Annotated in this window: 10 protein-coding genes; 9 read left to right on the top strand and 1 reads right to left on the bottom strand. The window is 52.4% G+C overall.

Features of this window, described 5'->3' with window-relative positions; translation table 11 throughout:
* The first annotated feature begins 9 nt into the window (after positions 1–9).
* The 9 genes from EG028_RS11170 to EG028_RS11130 all read left to right on the top strand — a co-directional run bounded on the left by EG028_RS11170 (position 10) and on the right by EG028_RS11130 (position 18,533).
* Entirely contained in the window at positions 10–1,614 is a 1,605-nt protein-coding gene (locus tag EG028_RS11170; RefSeq protein ID WP_120516442.1) for a solute:sodium symporter family transporter, read from the top strand.
* A 32-nt stretch (positions 1,615–1,646) separates the two neighbouring features.
* Complete coding sequence (locus tag EG028_RS11165) at positions 1,647–3,680, top strand: alpha-galactosidase (RefSeq protein WP_123864637.1); 2,034 nt, start codon at positions 1,647–1,649, stop codon at positions 3,678–3,680.
* 330 nt (positions 3,681–4,010) lie between these two features.
* Complete coding sequence (locus EG028_RS11160) at positions 4,011–7,205, top strand: SusC/RagA family TonB-linked outer membrane protein (RefSeq protein ID WP_120516444.1); 3,195 nt, start codon at positions 4,011–4,013, stop codon at positions 7,203–7,205.
* 10 nt (positions 7,206–7,215) lie between these two features.
* Entirely contained in the window at positions 7,216–9,132 is a 1,917-nt protein-coding gene (locus EG028_RS11155; RefSeq protein WP_120516445.1) for a RagB/SusD family nutrient uptake outer membrane protein, read from the top strand.
* 30 nt (positions 9,133–9,162) lie between these two features.
* On the top strand, positions 9,163–10,422 hold the full coding sequence (locus tag EG028_RS11150; protein ID WP_162946439.1) for a DUF4959 domain-containing protein: 1,260 nt from the start codon (positions 9,163–9,165) through the stop codon (positions 10,420–10,422).
* A gap of 18 nt (positions 10,423–10,440) precedes the next feature.
* A complete protein-coding gene (locus EG028_RS11145; RefSeq protein WP_120516447.1) occupies positions 10,441–11,670 on the top strand; it encodes a DUF4998 domain-containing protein in 1,230 nt (409 codons plus the stop codon).
* 72 nt (positions 11,671–11,742) lie between these two features.
* Positions 11,743–14,058 (top strand): glycoside hydrolase family 95 protein, encoded by a 2,316-nt coding sequence (locus EG028_RS11140; RefSeq protein ID WP_120516448.1) that lies wholly within the window; start codon positions 11,743–11,745, stop codon positions 14,056–14,058.
* A gap of 218 nt (positions 14,059–14,276) precedes the next feature.
* A complete protein-coding gene (locus EG028_RS11135) occupies positions 14,277–16,268 on the top strand; it encodes a sialate O-acetylesterase (protein WP_120516449.1) in 1,992 nt (663 codons plus the stop codon).
* A 45-nt stretch (positions 16,269–16,313) separates the two neighbouring features.
* Positions 16,314–18,533 carry an alpha-galactosidase gene (locus tag EG028_RS11130; RefSeq protein WP_120516450.1) on the top strand — a complete coding sequence of 740 codons (2,220 nt, stop codon included), beginning with the start codon at positions 16,314–16,316 and terminating at the stop codon, positions 18,531–18,533.
* 25 nt (positions 18,534–18,558) lie between these two features.
* Here the strand turns inward: EG028_RS11130 and EG028_RS11125 are convergent, their stop codons facing one another.
* On the bottom strand, positions 18,559–18,969 hold the full coding sequence (locus EG028_RS11125; RefSeq protein WP_120516451.1) for an L-rhamnose mutarotase: 411 nt from the start codon (positions 18,967–18,969) through the stop codon (positions 18,559–18,561).
* Positions 18,970–19,036: the final 67 nt, after the last annotated feature.

Raw genomic sequence — 19,036 nt, 5'->3', positions numbered from 1 at the left:
TACTTTTTTATGAGTCCGACTATACTTCTGAGCTTCCTTTTTGTAACGGTGGTGGCTGCCGGCGTGTCGTTTTACGCCACGCGTAAAAAAAAGCAGCAAACGCCTGTCAGCTTTTACCTGGGCAACCGCAGCCTGGGCTTCTGGATGATCGGCAGTTCCATGTTCCTTACAAACATGAGCGCCAACCAGTTCATCGGCGAGAACGAATTTGTATACACCACCAATATGTCCGTGATGGCATGGGGTATGAGCTCTGTGCTGGCCATGCTGGTGGTAGCGGAGTTCCTGATGCCGATGTACCTGAGGATCGGAGCGGTTACCACGCCCGACTTTTTAGCCAAACGGTTCGATGCGCAAACGCAGCGGATCGTGTCTGTCGTTTTTCTCCTGGGTTATTTTGTCAACCTTATTCCAACTGTATTATATGGCTGCGCGGTAGCGGTTAACGGCATCTTCCATATCGATCAATGGCTGGGCATCAGCTATTTTTCCGCCATCCGCCTGATCGTACTCCTGGTAGGCACGATAGGCTGCCTGTACAACGTGCTCGGCGGCCTGCGGGCCATTACCATCACCGACGTGGTGCAGGGCGTAGGCATGCTGATAGGAGGGGCAATGATCGTGTATTACGGGTTCCGTTACCTGGGCGACGGCGACATCTGGCACGGCGTTGAAACCCTTACCCTCTCTCATCGCGAACACCTTAATGCGATTGGAGGGCCGGGTGATGTGCTGCCATTCGGAACGATCTTCACCGGCATGCTGCTGATAAATATCTATTACTGGGGGATGGAGCAGTACATCGTACAGGAAGCGCTGGCTTCCAAAAACCTGAAAGAAAGCCAGAAAGGTATTGCCCTTGCCTGTGTGGGAAAATTGTTCGCCCCGCTTTTGCTGAATGTGCCGGGGCTGATAGCCGTACACCTGTATCCCAACCTGGAAAACACGGCCACGGCTTTCCCGCGACTGGTAAGCGACATCCTGCCGCCGGTTTTCATCGGTCTGGTAGCGGCGGTGGTTTTTGGCGGGGCGCTCAGCACTTTCAATGCAGGGCTCAACAGCACCGGCACTTTGTTTACCATGAACCTGTATAAGCCCTGGCTGGAGCGAAACGGCGAACCCGCTGATGAGCGCCGGCTGCTGCGCGACGGGAAGATCATGCAAACCGGCGTTACCATCGTGGCGATCATTTTTTCTCCTTACATCATGTATTTTGATGGTGGTTTTTATAATTACCTGCAAAAGGTGAGCAGCTTCTTCAGCGTACCCGTTTTCACGATCATGGTAGTGGGATTGCTGACCAAAAGAGTGCCGCCCCTTGCCGCCAAGATCGGGATCATATTTTTTGTAACCGTGTATACCGCTACGCAATTCCTGTTCGATACGGGGCTGCATTACCTGCACGTGCTGGCCATACTATTCGTGGCCGTATCGGCTATGATGCTGCTGATCGGCCGGCTGAGGCCTTTGAACAAAGTATATACGCTTCCCCGCCAGGCCACGGTGAACATTGTGCCGTGGAGGAACCGCTATCTGTATTATGGATTCCTGCTGATCATCATGGTGGGAATGTTCATCCTTTTTTCTCCGGCAGGGATCGCGGGAAAACAATAAAGCATATTTGATCATTTTTTTAATTCAACGTTATGTCTTACAAGAATCTGATTGCAACGGTATTTTCATGCGGCTTATTGTACGCTCCACCTGTCATGGCGCAGCAGGCCGAACTGATCATCCCGCTGGGGGATAAAAGCAGGATCGTGTATGATTTGAACAAGGGACAGTACAATATTACCTGGAACGGGAAAATGATGATCAAAGAAGCGTATGCAGCTTACCAGGCGGAAAAGCCGGGTGACAGCCGGAAAGCGGGCAAGGCCAGTTGCAAGGTGAGTGATGTGCAGACCAGCCTCGGAAAGGCCAGGTTGTATACCATCTCTTTTGCCGGCGATGCGTCGCTGCAGCAACTGTTCTATACATTCCGCAACAATAACAGTTTTATTACGCAGTTACGATTGCAGCGCGCAGGCGCTGCGGTTTCCATGACGCCGCTGGTTACAGACAGCCTGTTGTGGAACAAGCCGGGTGACAACCGTGCGCTGTTTGTACCTTTTGACAATGACATGTGGGTAAGATACAATGCTATGCCCTTTGCCGGGGCTGCTTTCAAGGGGAGCGAAGTGGGTGCGGTATACAATGTGGAAGATAACTCAGGCCTGGTGATGGGCTCGCTGGAGCAGGATGACTGGAAAACAGGATTTCTGCTGAAGGGGAACGGGAGCGGCAGAACGGCGGGCATATCACTGCTGGCGGGCTTTACAGACAGTACCGTTACACATGACGTAGTATCACATGGCAAAGTACTGCCTGTTGACGGCTGGGTATCTTCCCCGAAAATAATGATCGGATTTTTTGCAGACTGGCGGGAAGGAATGGAAACATTCGCGAAACAGAACAATCAGCTGCACCCCCGGTCCATCGCTGATTGGAAAGGCCCTACACCAATGGGCTGGAACAGCTGGGGCGTACTCAGGGAAAAGATCCGGTTCGACCAGGCGATGAAAGTAGTGGACTTTTTCGCCGACAGCCTCAAAGATTTCAGAACGGCGGACCATACGCTGTTCATAGACCTTGATGCATTCTGGGACAACATGACGCCCGGCGGCATCGACGGCGACGTGAGCAAGCTCAGTGAATTTGTTGCTCATTGCAAACAAAAAGGATTAAAACCCGGCATATACTGGACGCCTTTTGCCGATTGGGGGAAATCCGACCGCAACGTAGAAGGTTCCAACGGTTATTCCTACAAAGAAACATGGACCACGCAAAACGGGCGCATGCTGGATATAGACGGCGGAAGGGCGATGGACCCAACTCATCCGGCCACACTGCAGCGGATCGTTCATACCATAAACCGTATGAAATCACTGGGTTTTGAAATGATCAAAATAGATTTCCTCGGCCATGGCGCGCTGGAATCAGACCGTTTCTTTGACCCCGCTGTTACCACCGGCATGCAGGCATTCAAAAAAGGCATGCATTTCCTGGACAGTGTGCTGGACAACAGGATGCTGGTGTATGCGGCTATCTCTCCAAATCTCGCCACCGCCCGCTATGTGCACGTGCGCCGCATTGCCTGCGATGCTTTCAGCGCCCTGGATAATACCGAGTATACCATGAACAGCAGCGGTTACGGATGGTGGCAGTCGTACCTGTACGATTATGTGGATGCCGACCATATCGTATTTGCCAGCGAAAACGACGGCGTGAACAGGGCCAGGCTGGCTGCCGCATTGGTCACGGGGTCCGTTTTTACAGGCGATGATTTTTCCGCTACAGGCAAATGGACGCAGGTTGCCCGGAAACTATTGCAGAACCGCGACCTGCTGATGCTGGCTGCCAATGGGAAAAGTTTCCGTCCCTTGCTGGGCAACACAGGCAACAAGGGAGTGGAGCAGCTCTTCCGGCAGGATGACGGCAGGCTTTATATCGCTTTATTCAATTACGGCAACGCTGCGCAAACCATGAATATCCCCGCGGAATTGCTGGGTGGCGGGAAAAATACCCGTTGGAAAATAAAAGAACTTTTCTCCGGCGATACCCATTGGCTGGACGGGCAAAAGCAGCTCCCGGTACCGCCTGCGGATGCATGTATTTTCGAAATTATCCGTGAAAAATAACCGTTTGATGATTCCGCATGAAGCTCACTTGAAAACTTATTTGCGTTTAACCCGCGTTTTTTTTGGAAGATCGGAATATTGTAATAACTTAGTGCTGTAGTATAGTATAGTATAGCACAATGCGCTACGTTACAGTACAAATGCCAGGCAGCGGAAAACTGCCTTTACCACGTTATACGTCAGCACGTTATGCACGTTATGTATCAGCCAATGGATTCAACCGCTATGTATTAGAGGCTTTAGCATAGCAGGTGCCAATCAATTTACAATCGCCAGAATATGAACATCAGATCTTCTTGCTTTAACAGCCGGGAGTATTTGCGTTGCCGCATGCCGGCATTGCTGCTCCTGCTCATCTCCCTGCTTACCTTTTCATCGAATTCTTCCGCGCAACAAAATGCAGGCAACATCAACGGTCATGTGGTGGACAGCCTGACGCGGCTCCCGATCGACCGCGCGTCGGTGGTCATTAAAGGAACCAGGCAGGGGACCAGTACAGACCGGTCGGGCGCCTTTGCGCTGGATATTTCCGGCAACCAGGCCCTTCTTGAATTTTCCTGTGTCGGCTACCAATCCAGGGAACTGGTAGTGCAAAAAGGGAGGCCCGTTACGGTTTACCTGTCCCTGGCGGTAGACACCGTGGGCGCAGTGGTGGTAACCGCATTCGGCCGCCGCGAAAGGCGTGAGGCCGTGGTGGGCTCTGTTACCTCCATTCAGCCGGGGGAGCTGAAGATCCCTGCCAGCAACCTCACCAATGCCCTGGCGGGAAAAGTGGCCGGCGTGATTGCCTTCCAGCGGGGAGGGCAGCCCGGGCTGGACAACTCTTCCTTTTTCATCCGCGGTGTTACCACGCTCGGTTACAGCAACAGCCCGCTCATTCTCGTGGATAACATCGAGCTGACGGCCAGCGACCTCGCCAGGCTGCAGGTAGACGATATCGCGAGCTTTTCCATCCTGAAAGATGCCAGCGCCGCCGCGCTGTACGGCGCCAGGGGGGCTAACGGCGTGATACTCGTTACTACCAAAGAAGGGAAGGCGGGCAAAGCCAAGGTGGAGCTTCGTGTTGAATCCGCGATCTCTGCCCCTACCCAAAGCATTAAGCTCGCAGATCCCATTACCTATATGCGCACGTACAATGAAGCGCTGACAACAAGAGATCCGCTGGCCACGCCATTCTACAGCCCGAATAAGATCATCGGCACACAGAAAACACTAAACGGCGAAGGGGGGCTCTATCCTTATATCTACCCCGCTGTGGACTGGATAGACGAAATTTTTAAAGAGCGTACCAACACGTCTCGCGCGAATTTCAGCGTGAGCGGCGGTAACGATCTTGCAAAATATTATGTCGCGGGTTCTTATTCGAGGGATAACGGCATCCTGCGCGTGAACCCCGTGAACAACTTCAACTCAGGCATGCGTTTTGAAAACTACCAGCTGAGGGCTAACACCAGTATTAAAGCAACCGCCACCACGGAAGTGGGTGTGCGCCTCTGGGGTAATTTTAATGAATATACCGGCCCCATTAGCAACCAGGGCGGCGGTTTTGCCACGGACCTGTATTCGCAGGCGCTGCATTCCAACCCCGTTGCCTTCCCGGCTTTTTATGAACCGGACAGTACCAACCGGAATACCCAGCACATCCTTTTCGGCAATGCGATCAACCAGACGGGGAATCTTCAGGCGAATCCCTATGCTTCGCTGATGTACGGGTATAAGAGTTTTTCTGAATCGCGTATGTCCGCACAGTTCGAAGTGAACCAAAACCTGAAATTCATTACGCCGGGTTTAACTTTCTTCGGCCTGTTCAGTACCAACCGCTATTCTTATTTCGATGTGAGCCGTAACTATCTTCCTTTTTATTACGACGTACAGAGCTACGATGAACAGAGCGGCGATTATAAGCTCCGCTGGCTCAACCCGCAGCCCGGCGCTGCCAGGGAATATCTTGGATACAACGAAGGGCCTAAGTACCTGAACACTTATTTGTACATGCTCGGCAGGATCGATTACAGCCGCGCTATCGGCCGGCATACTGTTGGTGCGTCTATCATAGGTACACGCCAGCAAACGCTGAACGGCAATGCCGGGAACCTCCAGGCATCGTTGCCCAACCGCAACCTCGGCCTTTCAGGCAGGGCGAGTTATTCTTATGCCAGCAGGTATTTTGCGGAATTCAATTTTGGCTACAACGGTTCAGAGAAATTTGCGCCCACGCACCGCTTTGGTTTCTTTCCCACGATCGGTGCGGGATGGGTAGTGTCGAATGAAGATTTCTGGAGCGGCTGGGTAAAAAATGTGGTCACGCGGTTTAAGCTGCGCGGAAGCATTGGCCTGGTGGGCAACGACGCCATCGGCGACCCCAGGACGCAGCGTTTCTTCTACCTGTCAAACGTAGCGCCGAATGAAGGCGGCAGCGCTTCTTTCGGTACCAATAATTCGGTAACCATGAAAGGAACGGTGATCTATGCTTATCCCAACCCCGACGTAACCTGGGAAACTTCCCGCAAAACAAATCTGGCAGCGGAGATCACGTTCTTTGATAACCTGAACATCGTTGCAGAAGTGTACCGTGAGAACAGGTATAATATCCTGATACAGCGTGGGTATATTCCCATTACTGTAGGAATAGAAAGCTCGGCTACGGGCAATCTCCGCTCCAATCTGGGTAAGGCCCTTTCTGAAGGGATCGATTTGAACCTCAATTACCGTAAGGATTTCAATTCGGGTTTGTGGGCTTCCGCACTGGGCAACCTCACTCTTACCCGCAACAAAGTGATCCATTTGGAAGAGCCTGAATATCCCAATGCCTGGAGCTTCCGCACCGGAAGGATGATCAACCAGCCCTTCGGGTTCATCGCGGAACGGCTTTTCGTGGACGATAAGGAAGCACTCAATTCACCCAGGCAGGTATTCGGTAACTACCTGCCGCTGGGCGGCGATATCAAATACCGCGACATCAACCAGGATGGCGTGATTGACCAGGACGACCAGGTGCCCATCGGCCTGCCGTCTACCCCGCAGATCATTTATGGTTTCGGGTTCTCTGTCGGGTACAGGAATTTTGATCTCAGCGCTTTCTTCCAGGGCTCGGCCAGGTCATCTTTCTTTATCAATCCCACCGCCACTACCAATTTTGACGATGGTGTATTCGGTACGGCGCCTTTCGCCAACAACGCACAGATATTGGAAGCTTATGCCAACGACCACTGGTCTGAAGAAAATCAAAACCTGTATGCGCTCTGGCCCCGGCTGTCCACCTACGAAATTCCCAATAACCAGCAAACCAGTACCTGGTGGCTGCGCGACGGCAGCTTCCTGCGCCTCAAGTCTGTGGAAGGCGGCTACACGCTCCCCAAAAAGTGGGGCCGGCCGATACACATGAACAGCATGCGTATCTATTTCAGCGGGCTGAACCTGCTCACTTTCAGCAAATTCAAACTCTGGGATCCGGAGCTTGCGGGCAATGGCTTTGCCTACCCGATACAGAAAGTATATAACCTCGGCTTAAAATTCGAATTCTAAAAAAGAGGATATGAAAATATTGATTAGAATATTATTCCTGGCTGGTTGTGCCCTGGCGGCTTTGCCCGGGTGCAAACAATACCTCGATGTGACGCCCGATAATGTGGCCACCCTGTCCAGCTCGTTCAGCAATGCGAACGAAGCGCAGGCCTACCTCTTCGGTTGTTATTCCAACCTGCAGAGCTTGTCGGATGTGAGAAGGAACGCTGGCTTTACTGCTTCCGGCGAAGTGCTGTTCCCTATTAATATGCAGGACCAGACCACGCTTGGCGGCCAGGGCGGTGACGGTGGTTTCAGCCTGATGCGCGGGCTGCAGAACAGTCTCAATCCCCTGCATAATTACTGGGATGGATACAATATGGGCCTCAAACTCTGGGAGTCTATCCGCATGTGTAATATTTTCCTGGACAACATCCACCTGCCGCTGGACGTGCAGCCGTTCGACAGGAAGAGGTGGTCTGCCGAAGCCAAATTCCTGAAAGCATATTACCATTACTGGCTGCTTCGTATGTACGGGCCCATTCCCATTGCAGACAGGGCTATTCCCATCAACGCCAGCTCGGAGGAAGTGCGGCAGAAACAGCAAAAGCTCGACTCCTGCTTCAACTATGTGGTGAAAACGCTGGATGAAGCGATAGTGGACCTGCCGCCGGCCATCCAGAACGCGGCTGCCGAAGCAGGGCGTATCACGGCGACCATTGCACTGGCGGTAAAAGCGGAAGTGTTAACCACACAGGCCAGCCCGCTTTTCAACGGCAATCCCGATTATGCGTCGTTCAAGGGCAAGGAAGGGCAAAGTTTGTTTCCCGCTGCCGCGGATCCCGCGAAATGGCAACGGGCGGCCGATGCCTGCAAAGCGGCCATCGATGCGGCTGTAGCGGCAGGTGCGAAGCCTTATGAACTGAGGGTACAGGGCAATATCGTGAGCATGTCCGATCAAACCCGGCAGTTGCTCACATTGCAGGGTGCGTTTGTAGATGGCTGGAATCCCGAACAGGTGTGGACGCTTAACCCGCATTACGGATGGCAGTATATGTCTATGCCCAGGGTGACGGCTGAAGCTGCGGCCAACGTATTCGCCGTTTATTCGAATTTCTCCGTGCCCGTTTCGCAGTCTGAAATATTCTACACGAAGAACGGTGTGCCGATCAATGAAGACAAAACCTGGGATTACATTGGCCGTTACCAGTTGCAGACCGGCGATGAGGCGCACCGGTATTATGTCAAGCAGGATTACACGACCGTGAAGGGTAACTTCAGCCGCGAACCGCGCTACTATTCCAGCGTTGCCTTCGACGGTGCTACCTGGTTCGGATCAGGCAATACGAACGACAACAACCCCAACTTCGTGAATGCCGTGAACGGTTATGCTTCCCCGCCCGACCGTACGCGGTACAACGCCACCGGCTACTGGCCTAAAAAGCTGGTACATTACCAGTCCGTGCCCGGTCAGAATACCGTATGGCATACCTATCCCTGGCCTTTCATCCGGCTCTCCGGCCTGTGGCTGCTGTATGCCGAATGCCTGAATGAAGTGAACGGCCCGAATGCGGAAGCGTATTCCTGGATCGATAAGGTAAGGCAAAGAGCCGGGCTGCCAGGTGTGCTGGCTTCCTGGTCGCAATACTCGCGCAATCCCGCCAAACCATCCACCAAAGAAGGCCTGCGGCAGATCATACACCAGGAAAGAAGGATCGAGCTGGCATTCGAAGGCCAGGCCGGCTGGGACCTTCGCCGCTGGAAAGAGCTGCAGGTTGTACTGTCTACTCCCTTCCAGGGGTGGAGCGTATTCAACAGGACGGTTGCGGGTTATTACCAGCTAAGTACCGTGTACCAGCCTTCGTTCGGGTTGAGGGATTATTTATTCCCCATCCAGGAATACGACCTGATCACCAATCCTAACCTGGTTCAAACCCCATACTGGTAAACCTCTTCGCGAATTGTTCAAAATATGATTATGACAAACCGATATAAAAAATTGTTGTGGCGCCTGCTGCCGGTACTGATGGCGGTGGTGATGTTTTCCTGCAGCAAGGTGGCCGATTATAAAGGCGTAGTGTCTGACGACAAAACGAAGCCCGGAACCGTTACCAATGTACAGGTGAAGAATGAAGCCGGCTCCGCGATCATTACCTACGACCTTCCGGCTTCTGAGAATGTGCTGTACGTGCAGGCCAGCTACATGATCAATGATAATGCCAGCCGGCAAACCAAATCGTCCTTTTATACCGATACGATCCACGTAGGCGGCTTTGAAAAAAGCCAGGATTACAAAGTGACGTTGCACGCTGTGAGCCGGGCCAACGTGATGTCTGACCCAGTGGAAGTAACCGTGCATCCGGGCGTGCCGGCTTACCTGGAAGCTTTTCCCACCATCGGGACGAAGGCGGATTTCGGCGGTATCAATATCAATGTGCTGAACCGTTTCAAGGCCAACCTGGGTATCATTACCATCAGCCGCGACCCGCGTACCAATCAGCTGGAGATTATCAACCAGAACTATACCAACCGCGATACTATTTCGTATAGCCTGAGAGGTTATGACACTATCCCCAAGGAGTTCGGTATTTATATTACAGACCAGTGGGGGAATATTTCCGATACCTTCTTCACGACGGTAAAACCGATCTACGAAGTGCAGATAGATAAGTCTAAGTTCAACGGCTATGTGTTGCCTTCCGACGTCCGTACGGGCTTTGGCTGGGAAATACAGAACCTGTGGAACGGCAATACCGGATCGCCGGGTTACCATACGGAGCAGCCTATCCAGCCGCTGGTATGGCCGGCCGTTATCACGTTCGACATGGGGCAGGGGGCCAAGCTGAGCCGGTATACGATCTGGAACCGCGGGATAGACGGAAGCGGCAACTGGCTCTGGCAGGCCGGCGCCCCGCTTACCTGGACCATGTGGGGGCGCATATCCGATCCTGTGGATGAAACATTGCCCAGCGGTTCCGGCGCGCCGGGCGTCGGTGAAACATCACCCAACGGGTGGATCAACCTCGGCACCTTCCGCCTTCCGGAAAAACCGTCCGGCCTGCCCAACCCTCAATACACGAATGCAGACCTCGATACCTGGAACGCGGGCTTCAGCTTCAACTTTTCGCTCGACCTGCCGAAAGTGAGATACATCCGCTTTCAGTGCCTGGAAAATGCATCGCTGACCAACAACTTTTTTAACGTAGCCGAACTGACATTCTGGGGCGATCCCAGGTAATCCATAAAAGAAGCTTATATGTTTATAAAAAATTCGCCCCTTCTTTGGATCACCGGCCTGGTTTGCCTGCTGGCATCGTGCACGCAGAAGCCGGATGATTTCAAAGACTTTCTCAACGGGCAGGAGCTTAAATACCCGGGCGCCATCACGCAAACCTTCACCAGGCCGGGCAATCTCCGCCTCGGCATCGGCTGGTCGCCCAGTCCTGATCCTTCCGTTACAAAGTACCGGATATACTGGAACAACTATGCGGATTCCACGGAAGTAGCCGCTTCAACGCACAGCCCCTCGGATACCATTTTTACGGTCATCAAAGGCCTGCAGGAATACACCTATTCATTTTTTGTCCATTCATTTGACAAGAACGGCAACCGGTCCATCCCGATCGAAATACAGAATGCGAGAGTGTATGGCGCTACTTACCGGAATAGCCTGATGAACCGGCCGTTTAATCTGACGGATCCTTACAAACTGCTGAATGATAATGGCAATGAGATCACGCTTAATTTCCTGGCGGCGGATTCGACAAATACAATTACGTATATTCGTTACATTAGTACGGCTGATGAACAGAAAGAGATATCTCTCCCGCCTGATCAGAATTCCATCACGCTGAACGATTACAAATATGGCACCAGCGTGGCGTACCAGTCGTATTACACGCCGAACCGCGTTGCGCTGGACACGTTTTCTGTAGGCCTCGTTGATACCTTCCCGAATATAGAATTCGGGATCGTGAAATGCGATAAATCCCTCTTCCGGGAAGTGAACCTGCCGTATGACGTGGGGGCATATGAAGGTCAGACCAGCGTTTCCAAACTCTGGGACGGCTCAAACGGGCCACAGGGTTACCCGAATATATTCCATTCCGACGGCAACAGTTCTTTGCCCCATCATTTTACTTTTGATATGGGGAAAGCATACGACAGTCTCCGCACATTGGAAGTAACCGGCCGGGACTGCTGCCACAACCCGGTGGAGTACGAAATCTGGGGAATTGCCGATATTACCAATGCAGCCACTTCTGTACCGGGAAACGATGCCGGCTGGAAAGATGACGCCTTGGCCAAAGGCTGGATCCTGCTGAAAGAAGTGACCCGCTCGGATGACGGGAAAGGTCCGTACACGGTGAATTTCTCTACCGAAACGCCCCGCATCCGCTACATCCGTATGAGGATAAAAAGAGTGGCCAGCGGCGATAATTCGTCCAGCAACCTGAGCGAGTTGACGCCGGCGTACAAAAAGTAATGATTATCCAGCCCGTCATTGCGAATAATCATTCAAAAAGAAACAGAAATTGAATAAACGAAGAATATACAAATGAAAGTAACGATCGGTTTTTGTCTGCTCCTATGTTCTTTATCACTGTCCGCACAGCGGCGTCCCCTGCAGCTTTGGTTCGATAAGCCCGCTGCACAGTGGGAAGAAACCCTGCCCCTGGGGAACGGACGGCTGGGCATGACGCCGGATGGCGGCGTGGAGAAGGAAAAAGTGGTGTTGAACGATATTACCCTCTGGTCCGGCAGCCCGCAGGATGCCAATAACTACGAAGCCTACCGGCAGCTCCCGGAAATAAGGCGGCTGCTGTCTGAAGGAAAAAACGACGAAGCGCAAAAGCTGATCGATAAAAACTTTGTATGCCTGGGTCCCGGCTCCGGAGGCCCCCAATGGGGATGTTTCCAGATGCTGGCCGACCTGTCGGTTACCCACCGTTACGAACGAGGGGCCGCTGCTTATCGCGATTACCGCCGCTGGCTTTCGCTGGACAGTGCCCTTGCAAGCACCACATTCAACATCAACGGCGTTCAATACCTGCGCGAGTATTTCACCAGCTTCGGCGACGATGTGGATGTGATACGGCTCAGCGCCAGTGAAAAAGGAAAGATCAGTTTTTCTGTAGGTATCAGCCGCCCGGAAAAAGGAGTGTCTTCTATTAGCGGTCAGGCGTTAACGTTAGCTGGCCGGCTCGATAATGGAACGGACGGGAAAGGCATGCAATACCTCACCCGTGTGAAGGTTGTGAATACGGGTGGAAAACAAATTACGAAGGGAAATGAACTGGTGGTGGAAGGCGCGGACGAAGCACTGATCTTTGTTTCCACGGCAACGGATTTTCGTCGCGCGGATTATAAGTCGCTGGTAGAAAAAAATATGAATGCCGCCCTTCAAAAAAAATATGCCCTGCAAAAGCAGCTGCACATCAGCAATTTCAGCAAGTTGTTCGGCCGCGTTGCCGTTGATATTGGGAGCGGGCCGGCAGAAAGCCTGACCACGGATAAAAGACTGGCGGCCTATTACAAACATCCTGAAGAAGACAGGTCGTTGCCGGTGCTCTTCCTGCAATTCGGAAGGTATCTAAGCATCAGCAGCACGAGGGTAGGCCTGCTGCCACCCAACCTGCAGGGGCTCTGGGCCAACCAGGTGCGCACGCCCTGGAATGGCGACTACCATCTGGATGTAAACGTGCAGATGAATCATTGGCCGGTGGAAATGGCCAATCTTTCCGAACTGAATCTCCCGCTCACCGAACTGGTACGTGGCCTGGTGAAGCCCGGTGAAAGGACTGCCAAAGCCTACTATAACGCGGAAGGGTGGGTGGCCCATGTGATCACCAACGTATGGGGTTTTACAGAGCCCGGCGAAAGCGCATCCTGGGGCGTCACGAAATCCGGCTCGGGCTGGTTGTGCAATAATTTATGGGAACATTATGTGTATTCAGACGATGTTGCTTACCTGAAAAGCATCTACCCGATCCTGAAAGGTTCGGCGCTATTTTATAAAAGCATCCTGGTGAAAGATGAAAAAACAGGATGGCTCGTTACTTCACCTTCTTCTTCCCCTGAAAATTCCTTTCTGCTTCCGAACGGCAACCATGCCAGCATCTGTGTGGGCGCAACGATCGACAACCAGATCATCCGCGAACTATTCACAAACGTGATCGAAGCCGCGCAGAAACTGAAGCAGGATAAAGCATTTGCAGACGATTTGCGTGCGCAGCTGGAGCAACTTCCTCCCGCCGGCATCATCTCCCGTGACGGTCGTATCCAGGAATGGCTGGAAGATTACAAGGAAACGGATCCGCAACACCGGCATATTTCCCATTTGTACGGCTTGTATCCCGCCAACCTGATCACGGTCAACGGCACGCCTGACCTGGCGGCCGCCGCTAAAAAATCTTTGGAGGTAAGGGGCGACGACGGTCCCAGCTGGGCCATAGCCTATAAACAACTCTTCTGGGCCAGGCTGCTGGATGGCAACCGCGCCTTTAAGCTCCTGCGGGAACTGCTGAAACCCACGCTCCGCACAGATATCAATTACGGCGCGGGTGGCGGCGTATATCCCAATTTATTCTCTGCCGGCCCGCCTTTCCAGATAGATGGCAACTTTGGCGCAGCTGCGGCGATCATGGAAATGTTCCTGCAAAGCCATGCCGGCTATATAGAACTGTTGCCTGCTATTCCCGATCTTTGGAAACCCGCGGGCAAAGTGAAAGGACTGAAGGCAAGGGGTAACTGCACCGTTGATTTTGAATGGAAAGACGGCGTGGTGACCCATTACAACATTTCATCGCCCACGGGCAAACAGGTGAAACTGAAAGTAAACGGGGAATTAAAAACGGTGAATACCGGGAAGTAACAGTTGAAGGAGATCGTAACGTGGGTAAAAGAAAGGCAATCCGTCATTGCGAGGAGCAGCAAGGCTAATGTGGGCGGGGTGACGAAGCAATCTCCTGATAGAATAGGGGAAACCCAATATTGGGAGATTGTTTCGTCGCGGCTCTTGCACAAAGCTTTGCCATAACCCGGCAGATAATCATTAAAAATAAAACCAGGTATTCAACAGTGAGACCAGCGATGAAACTCATTCCGCAGATAATAATTGTTTGGCTGTATTGTTTGCTCTCCGCAGCAGATGCGCATGCACAACCCAGGCTGCCAAATATCTTTGGAGACAGCATGGTGTTGCAACGCGACGTTCCGATCAGGATCTGGGGCACGGCAAGTCCCGGGGAGCAGGTCACGGTGAGTTTGCATCATCAGAAGAAGAGTGCCCGTGCAGGTGAAAACGGGAACTGGCAGGTGACATTGGCCCCGGAAAAAGCCGGCGGGCCTTATAACCTGGCTGTTACCGGAAAAAAAACGATCATCCTCGCCGGTGTGCTGCTGGGCGATATCTGGTTCTGCTCCGGCCAGTCGAACATGGAGTTTCCCGTGAAAGGCTGGAGCGGTGTATTGGATGCGGATGAAGTGGTCAGCCAGGCTTTGCACCCGCAGATAAGATTGTATACAGTGCCTGGAAACGTAGCTGCATTACCTTCCCTGGAATCGAATGAAGCGAATTGGCGAACCTGTTCGCCCGCCAGCATACCGTCTTTTTCCGCCGTCGCTTATTTCTTTGGACGCCGCCTGCAACAGGAACTGAATGTGCCCATAGGCCTCATCAATTCCAGCTGGGGCGGCACACAGATCGAATCGTGGATCAGCTATGCCGCGCTGAAGCAGGACAGTCACTATAAAACACTGATGCAAACAATTCCCGAACGGAGCATGGAGCAGCTCACCGCCGCAAGGAAACAAAAAGAAGATGAATACCGTCGGCAGCTGCAAAAGAATCAGCCTGATGTTGCCGACAGCGCAATGTGGAGATCAGCTGAATATGACCACAGCAAATGGCCGGCAATGCGCCTGCCTGCCTTGTGGGAAAAACTGCCTTCCTTGTCAAGGCTGGATGGCGTGGTATGGTTCAGGAAAACCATTTTCATCCGCGAGGAAGACGCCGGTTTGCCCGCTGTACTGCAACTGGGAAAGATAGATGACAACGACCAGACTTTCCTGAATGGCCTGCCGATTGGAACGGGGGTGGGATGGAATGTGGACCGCCGCTATACAGCGGGCGCGGGGCAATTAAAAGCAGGGAAGAACGTAATTGCCGTGAGAGTGGAAGATACGGGCGGCGGCGGCGGCATATGGGGGGACAGCAGTGAATTGTTCATGACGGTAAACGGCCATCAGTACTCACTGGCGGGCGATTGGGCATATTCTGTACAGGAAGTGATGCACAATAAGAACGGGATAGGACCTAACGATTATCCTTCGGTATTGTACAATGGGATGGTGCATCCTTTCGGCCGCCTGAACATCAAAGGCGTGATATGGTACCAGGGGGAGGCCAATGCGAACACAGGGTATGAATACCGGTACGCCTTGCCTTTGCTGATCAATGATTGGAGAAACCTCTTCAAAAACGGGGAAATGCCCCTTTATTTCGTGCAGCTCACCAGCTTCAACGCGAATAACGGTAACAGCAACAATGGCAGCGCCTGGGCCGAGATACGGGAATCGCAGGCAGCCGCGCTGCGCGTTTCCCACACCGGCATGGCCGTTACTATCGATGTGGGCGATGCGAAAGACATTCATCCACGCAATAAAAAAGACGTGGGAGAGCGGCTTGCCGCGCTGGCCTTGCGGGATACCTACGGTAAAATGGTGATGGCTTCCGGCCCGGTGTACCAATCATCCGTAACGGAAGGCGATCGCGTTCGTATCTTTTTTTCTTCAATGGGAGCGGGACTGGCTATACAAAGCGGGTCAACTGTGCTGAGCGGTTTTGAAATAGCAGGAGATGACAGGACGTTTTATCCCGCGGAAGCGTTCATTGACGGCGCACAGGTTACCGTGCGGTGCAGCCAGGTGGCAAAGCCGGTGGCGGTGCGGTATGCCTGGGCAGACGATGCCGGCAATGCGAACCTTTGCAATAAAGAAGGCTGGCCAGCCAGGCCTTTCAGAACAGACAGCTGGCCGGGTATCACCGTCAATAATAGGTATAATGGCCCGCAGCAACAATGATGAAGAATTGAACACACTCAATATTTATAACAGAATAGAATACATATGAATTGCAGGAGGAAAGGAAAGTATAAGGTCGGGCAATCGGTTTGTTGGGCCATATGGACGTTTTTCGGAGCAGGCGCCAATTGCCTGCATGCCCAGGATATCATCATTCCCATTGAAACGCGGAACAATGCGCTGGTGTTGGAGGCAGATAAGGATAAAGACCTGTCGGTCATTTATTTCGGCAGGAAGCTGGCGAATGAACAGGAATATAAATTGGTGCCTACCGTATATAAACAGACCACTGATTATACCAACGTGCTGAACGCAGCATACACGCCATCCGGCTCCCGCAACCTGCTGGAACCGGCGATCGCTGTGGTGCATGCCGATGGCAACCGCTCCCTGGACCTACGGTATGTAAAACATGAGCGGCAACAGCTGGGTGACAGCAGCGCTCTCTTTTCAATAACCCTCAAAGATCCGGTGTATGATTTTGAAGTGGTGCTGCATTACAAAGTCTACCCCAGCCAGGATGTGATCGAACAATGGTCATCGATCAGCCACAGGGAAAAAGGGAATGTGGTGCTGGAGAAATTCGCTTCCGCCAACCTGTACCTGAAAGCGCAGGGCTTCTGGCTGAACCAGTATCATGGTGACTGGGCAAGGGAAATGCAGCCTGAGGAATCAAAGATCACGCACGGCATTAAAACGCTTGATTCAAAACTGGGCACCAGGGCCAATCTGTTCCAGCCTTCGGTGTTCATGATATCGCTGGATAAACCTGCTACTGAAGATGAAGGAACCGTGCTCTATGGCGCTTTGGAATACAGCGGCAATTTCAGGACGGATATTGAGCTCGATTACCAGGATAACCTCCGGCTGGTTTCCGGGATCAATAATTATGCGTCGCCATATACACTCAGGCCCGTGGAAGAATTTGTGACGCCGGCATTTTTATATATTCTTTCTGACAAAGGCAAAGGATACGCCAGCCGTCAGTTGCACGACTGGGCGAGGAACTACCGCATCCTGAACGGTAAGGGCAACCGGCTCAGCCTGCTCAACAACTGGGAAGCTACTTATTTCGATTTTTCTGAAAATAAACTGAAAGGCCTCCTGCACGACGCCAAAAAACTGGGTGTGGACCTTTTCCTGCTGGACGATGGATGGTTTGCCAACAAATATCCCCGCAACAGTGACACTGCCGGCCTCGGCGACTGGCAGGAAAACAAGAGCAAACTGCCGAATGGAATCGCCAGCCTGGTGAAGGAAGCCACGAAGAATGAGGTGAAGTTCGGGATATGGTTGGAACCGGAAATGGTGAGCCCTAAAAGTGAATTGTATGAAAAGCACCCGGACTGGGTGATCAAAGAACCTGCGCGCAAAGAACATTATTTCCGCCACCAGCTGGTGCTCGATCTCAGTAATCCAGCCGTGCAGGATTTCGTGTACGGCACGGTGGATGATCTTTTTACCCGCAATCCGGGCCTGGCTTACATTAAGTGGGATTGCAACGCGGTGATATTTAATGCGCATTCCGCATATCTCGGCAACAATCAGTCCCATTTCTACATTGAATACATGCGCGGGCTGTACAATGTGCTGAAACGTATCCGTACCAAATACCCTGATGTGCCGATGATGCTTTGTTCGGGCGGCGGCGGCCGGGTAGACTACGAGGCCCTGAAATATTTTACCGAATACTGGCCCAGCGATAATACCGATCCGTTGGAAAGGATCTTCATTCAATGGGAATATTCCTATTTCTACCCCGCTATTGCAACGGCCAATCATGTAACGGACTGGGGTAAGCAACCCATTAAGTTCAGGACAGATGTGGCGATGATGGGCAAGCTGGGATTCGATATCGTAGTGAGCCAGCTGGATGAAAAAGACCTGGCTTATTGCCGGCAGGCGATCGGGGAATACAATTCCTTTAAGCAGCTTGTTTGGCAGGGCGACCAGTACCGGCTGGCCGATCCTCGAAAAGGCGCGGTGGCCTCCGTGGCTTACATCGGTAAAGACCGCTCCGAAGGCGTTGTCTTTAATTATCTCGTCAGCAACCGTTATCACGAAGGCAGTACCGCTCCCATTCGCTTAAAGGGCCTGGACCCGGCGGCGACGTACCGCTTGAAGGAGATCAGTCTTTACCCGGGTACAAAATCAAAGATCGATGAAAGCAGGCAGTATTCCGGCGAATTCCTGATGAACGTTGGTTTTAACCCGGTAGTATCCGGCAACAGAACGAGCGTGGTACTGAAACTGGAGAAAAGGTAAAGATGCAGGGCATCCACTTTTTCTATTATTCCAGATGCATCAGCTCCTCCATCCCGCTCCAGGTCTGCCCGGCGGCCGCGGCGTCAGGCAGGGGGATCTGTGCGGGCGCGGTTTCTTTCCACCAGCGTTGCGTGACGGTGTCCGCCGCCATTTTTTTCATGTCCGCTTCAAAATCACTTCCGGTGTATTCAAAATAACTGAACAGATAATGTTTGCCTTCTATTTCTTTCAAATAAATAGAATAATTACGGATGTTACATTCCCTGATGGTTTTCCTCACTCCCGGCCACACAGCGGCATGCAACTCTTTATAATACGCGATCTTCTCCGGCCTGATGCCTGTTGCCATGCCATATCTTACAGCGGGACCGCGCTGTTGTCCGCAAGCCGCCAGCAAAAGCGCCGGCATGAACAGAATAAGGAGTTTTTTTGTCATGGAAGTCAGATTACAGGATTTATGGAAAGATGATCTTTCAAATTATCAGAACAACAGGTTCAGCAAC

Source organism: Chitinophaga barathri, assembly GCF_003807585.1.
Lineage (GTDB): Bacteria > Bacteroidota > Bacteroidia > Chitinophagales > Chitinophagaceae > Chitinophaga > Chitinophaga barathri.
This window is presented reverse-complemented; position numbering and strand designations above follow the sequence as displayed.